Source organism: Mycobacterium lehmannii, assembly GCF_002245535.1.
Classification (GTDB): Bacteria; Actinomycetota; Actinomycetes; order Mycobacteriales; family Mycobacteriaceae; genus Mycobacterium; species Mycobacterium lehmannii.
In genome coordinates this window covers 1-5427 of the sequence record NZ_NKCN01000056.1, presented here as the reverse complement: position 1 = coordinate 5427, position 5427 = coordinate 1, and the positions used below count along the sequence as shown (strand labels likewise).

At 56.3% G+C, this 5427-nt stretch carries 3 rRNA genes; all 3 read right to left on the bottom strand.

Annotated elements, in window-relative coordinates:
• Positions 1 to 9: 9 nt before the first annotated feature.
• The 3 genes from rrf to CEX87_RS26705 all read right to left on the bottom strand — a co-directional run bounded on the left by rrf (position 10) and on the right by CEX87_RS26705 (position 5277).
• Positions 10 to 124 (bottom strand): 5S ribosomal RNA (gene rrf / locus CEX87_RS26715).
• A gap of 102 nt (positions 125 to 226) precedes the next feature.
• Positions 227 to 3356 (bottom strand): 23S ribosomal RNA (locus CEX87_RS26710).
• Positions 3357 to 3753: 397 nt separating this feature from the next.
• Positions 3754 to 5277: ribosomal RNA gene (locus tag CEX87_RS26705) — 16S ribosomal RNA — on the bottom strand.
• Together the 16S, 23S and 5S rRNA genes form the textbook arrangement of a ribosomal RNA operon.
• Positions 5278 to 5427: the final 150 nt, after the last annotated feature.

The window sequence follows — 5427 nt, the reverse complement described above, 5'->3', positions numbered from 1 at the left end:
CTAATTTGTGTTCGGCGGTGTCCTACTTTTCCGCCCGGGTGGGGCAGTATCATTGGCGCTGGCAGGCTTAGCTTCCGGGTTCGGGATGGGTCCGGGCGTTTCCCTGTCGCTATTGACCGCCGTAACTTTATTCACTTATTCAGTGCCCCTCGTTGGTGGTGAGGGGAAGGGTGTTTTGGTGGTGGGGTGTGTTTGCGTGGTTGATACGCGTGGTGTGGTTGCGAGTGTGTGTAAGTTTTCGGCCGGTTAGTGCCAGTTCCCTGAACCCATTGCTGGGTGTGTAGGTCTGGTCTATCGATCCCGTGGTCTGCGGGGGGCCTTATCCCACTTGTATGGGTGAGAAGCCTGGTCTTGGAGGGGGTTTCCCGCTTAGATGCTTTCAGCGGTTATCCTGTCCGAACGTGGCTATCCAGCGGTGCCCCTGGTGGGACAACTGGTGTACCAGAGGTTCGTCCGTCCCGGTCCTCTCGTACTAGGGACAGGTTTCCTCAAGCTTCTGACGCGCGCGGCGGATAGAGACCGAACTGTCTCACGACGTTCTAAACCCAGCTCGCGTGCCGCTTTAATGGGCGAACAGCCCAACCCTTGGGACCTGCTCCAGCCCCAGGATGCGACGAGCCGACATCGAGGTGCCAAACCATCCCGTCGATATGGACTCTTGGGGAAGATCAGCCTGTTATCCCCGGGGTACCTTTTATCCGTTGAGCGACACCCCTTCCACTCGGGGGTGCCGGATCACTAGTCCCGACTTTCGTCCCTGCTTGACATGTTCGTCTCGCAGTCAAGCTCCCTTGTGCACTTACACTCAACACCTGATTGCCGTCCAGGTTGAGGGAACCTTTGGGCGCCTCCGTTACTTTTTAGGAGGCAACCGCCCCAGTTAAACTACCCGCCAGGCACTGTCCCTGAACCGGATAGACGGTTCGAGGTTAGAGGCCCAATACGATCAGAGTGGTATTTCAACAACGACTCCACCCACACTGGCGTGTGAGTTTCACAGTCTCCCACCTATCCTACACAAACCGAATCGAGCACCAATACCAAGTTGTAGTGAAGGTCCCGGGGTCTTTTCGTCCTGCCGCGCGTAACGAGCATCTTTACTCGTAATGCAATTTCGCCGAGTCTATGGTTGAGACAGCTGAGAAGTCGTTACGCCATTCGTGCAGGTCGGAACTTACCCGACAAGGAATTTCGCTACCTTAGGATGGTTATAGTTACCACCGCCGTTTACTGGGGCTTAAATTCTCCGCTTCACCCCTTACGGGGTTAACGGGTCCTCTTAACCTTCCAGCACCGGGCAGGCGTCAGTCCGTATACCTCGTCTTGCGACTTCGCACGGACCTGTGTTTTTAGTAAACAGTCGCTTCTCACTGGTTTGTGCCACCCCCTCCCGCTGCCCCCAGCAAGTGGGTTGACGGTATGGGGGTCCCCCTTCTCCCGAAGTTACGGGGGCATTTTGCCGAGTTCCTTAACCATAGTTCACTCGTACGCCTTGGTATTCTCTACCTGACCACCTGTGTTGGTTTGGGGTACGGGCCGTGTATGGACTCGCTAGAGGCTTTTCTCGACAGCATAGGATCACCGAATTCGCCTCACTCGGCTATGCATCACCTCTCAGGATATGTGAAACCCGGATTTGCCTAGGTTTCTCCCTACAGGTTTGCCCCAGTATTACCACTGACTGGTACGGCTACCTTCCTGCGTCACCCCATCGCTTGACTACTACCCACACGGGTCCCACGCAGCAGGTGACCCCCGCTCCCCGAAGGGATTGGTAGGCCACCGTTTGGGTGGTTAGCAGTATGGATTCGTCAGGGACGCTCATACACGGGTACGGGAATATCAACCCGTTGTCCATCGACTACGCCTGTCGGCCTCGCCTTAGGTCCCGACTCACCCTGGGCGGACTGGCCTGGCCCAGGAACCCTTGGTCTTCCGGCGGGCAAGGTTCTCACTTGCCTTATCGCTACTCATGCCTGCATTCTCACTCCCACACCCTCCACCACTAGATCACTCTGTGGCTTCACCGGATGCAGGACGCTCCCCTACCCAACAACACACAAGGTGTTGCTGCCGCGGCTTCGGCGGTGTGCTTGAGCCCCGCTACATTATCGGCGCACAATCACTTGACCAGTGAGCTATTACGCACTCTTTCAAGGGTGGCTGCTTCTAAGCCAACCTCCTGGTTGTCTTTGCGACTGCACATCCTTTTCCACTTAGCACACGCTTAGGGGCCTTAGCCGGCGATCTGGGCTGTTTCCCTCTCGACGCACGGAGCTTATCCCCCGCCGTCTCACTGCCACGCTTTGACTTGTCGGCATTCGGAGTTTGGCTGACGTCAGTAACCTAGTAGGGCCCATCGGCCATCCAGTAGCTCTACCTCCAACAAGAAACACGCAACGCTGCACCTAAATGCATTTCGGGGAGAACCAGCTATCACGGAGTTTGATTGGCCTTTCACCCCTACCCACAGCTCATCCCCTCAGTCTTCAACCTAAGTGGGTTCGGGCCTCCACGCGGTCTTACCCGCGCTTCACCCTGGCCATGGGTAGATCACTCCGCTTCGGGTCCAGAACACACCACTACACACGCCACTACTGACGTGATACGCCCTATTCAGACTCGCTTTCGCTGCGGCTACCCCACCCGGGTTAACCTCGCGACATGTCCCTGACTCGCAGGCTCATTCTTCAAAAGGCACGCCATCACCCCACGAAATAAATCGAAGGCTTTGACGGATTGTAGGCACACGGTTTCAGGTACTCTTTCACTCCCCTCCCGGGGTACTTTTCACCATTCCCTCACGGTACTGATCCGCTATCGGTCACTGAGAAGTATTCAGGCTTACCGGGTGGTCCCGGCAGATTCACAGCAGATTCCACGGGCCCGCTGCTACTCGGGGATCCTGCGACAACAGGCAACAAGTTTTCGGTTACGGGGCTCTCACCCACTACGGCAGACCATCCCAGGCCACTTCACCTAACCCACTGCTTTATCACTGCTGCTCCCCTCGGCGGAAAGGAGAACACAGGCCCCACAACACCGCACACACAACCCCCGCCGGGTATCACATGCACACGGTTTAGCCATCCTCCGCTTTCGCTCGCCACTACTCACGGAATCACAATTGTTTTCTCTTCCTACGGGTACTGAGATGTTTCACTTCCCCGCGTTCCCCCCCAACGCCTATATATTCAGCGTTGGGTGACACGACATCACTCGTGCCGGGTTTCCCCATTCGGACATCCTCGGATCCACGCTCGGTTGACAGCTCCCCGAGGCATAACGCAGCCTCCCACGTCCTTCATCGGCTCCCAGTGCCAAGGCATCCACCATGCGCCCTTAAACACTTACACACAAAACAGATCAAAAAATATTCTCGGAAGAATAAAAATTGCATTATCAGAACACAAAAACCCACACAGGTCTCTGCGTTCAGATGCTCGCAACCACTATCCACAAATCAAACACCACACCCCACCACCAAAGCAGGGCGACAACCACAACCAACCCCCAACACGGGGATCAACACCACCTCCGATATCCCACACTCGGGACAAAGAGGCGACGGGCTTGTTGTCTCAAAGCCCAATAGTGTGTCTGGCAATCTTTCACGCCCGGCTTTCCCCACCAGACGATCAACGTTTGCTGTGCACCGGCCGAAACACCCACTACAGGTGCTGGCACTAAATATCCCAACCGCAACTGATCCCACAGGCGTGGGGGCGGGGGAAAATAACTGGTGCTCCTTAGAAAGGAGGTGATCCAGCCGCACCTTCCGGTACGGCTACCTTGTTACGACTTCGTCCCAATCGCCGATCCCACCTTCGACGGCTCCCTCCCACAAGGGGTTAGGCCACCGGCTTCGGGTGTTACCGACTTTCATGACGTGACGGGCGGTGTGTACAAGGCCCGGGAACGTATTCACCGCAGCGTTGCTGATCTGCGATTACTAGCGACTCCGACTTCACGGGGTCGAGTTGCAGACCCCGATCCGAACTGAGACCGGCTTTGAAAGGATTCGCTCCACCTCACGGCATCGCAGCCCTTTGTACCGGCCATTGTAGCATGTGTGAAGCCCTGGACATAAGGGGCATGATGACTTGACGTCATCCCCACCTTCCTCCGAGTTGACCCCGGCAGTCTCTCACGAGTCCCCGCCATAACGCGCTGGCAACATGAGACAAGGGTTGCGCTCGTTGCGGGACTTAACCCAACATCTCACGACACGAGCTGACGACAGCCATGCACCACCTGCACACAGGCCACAAGGGAAACCACATCTCTGCAGTCGTCCTGTGCATGTCAAACCCAGGTAAGGTTCTTCGCGTTGCATCGAATTAATCCACATGCTCCGCCGCTTGTGCGGGCCCCCGTCAATTTCTTTGAGTTTTAGCCTTGCGGCCGTACTCCCCAGGCGGGGTACTTAATGCGTTAGCTACGGCACGGATCCCAAGGAAGGAAACCCACACCTAGTACCCACCGTTTACGGCGTGGACTACCAGGGTATCTAATCCTGTTCGCTCCCCACGCTTTCGCTCCTCAGCGTCAGTTACTGCCCAGAGACCCGCCTTCGCCACCGGTGTTCCTCCTGATATCTGCGCATTCCACCGCTACACCAGGAATTCCAGTCTCCCCTGCAGTACTCAAGTCTGCCCGTATCGCCCGCACGCCCACAGTTAAGCTGTGAGTTTTCACGGACAACGCGACAAACCACCTACGAGCTCTTTACGCCCAGTAATTCCGGACAACGCTCGGACCCTACGTATTACCGCGGCTGCTGGCACGTAGTTGGCCGGTCCTTCTTCTGTGCCTACCGTCACTTACGCTTCGTCGGCACTGAAAGAGGTTTACAACCCGAAGGCCGTCATCCCCCACGCGGCGTCGCTGCATCAGGCTTGCGCCCATTGTGCAATATTCCCCACTGCTGCCTCCCGTAGGAGTCTGGGCCGTATCTCAGTCCCAGTGTGGCCGGTCACCCTCTCAGGCCGGCTACCCGTCGTCGCCTTGGTAAGCCATAACCTCACCAACAAGCTGATAGGCCGCGGGCCCATCCCACACCGCAAAAGCTTTCCCCCACCAGGCCATGCGACCAGCAAGGTGTATTCGGTATTAGACCCAGTTTCCCAGGCTTATCCCAAAGTGCAGGGCAGATCACCCACGTGTTACTCACCCGTTCGCCACTCGAGCACCCCCAAAGGGGCCTTTCCGTTCGACTTGCATGTGTTAAGCACGCCGCCAGCGTTCGTCCTGAGCCAGAATCAAACTCTCCAAACAAAAACTGTTCGAAACAATCTGACCAAACAGACACCAAAAACTGGCATCAAAAAACACCACACCCACAAACGGGAAAACAGGGCATGGCAAAAAACAACAACAAACAAAAACCACCAAACACACTATTGAGTTCTCAAACAACACACCCGC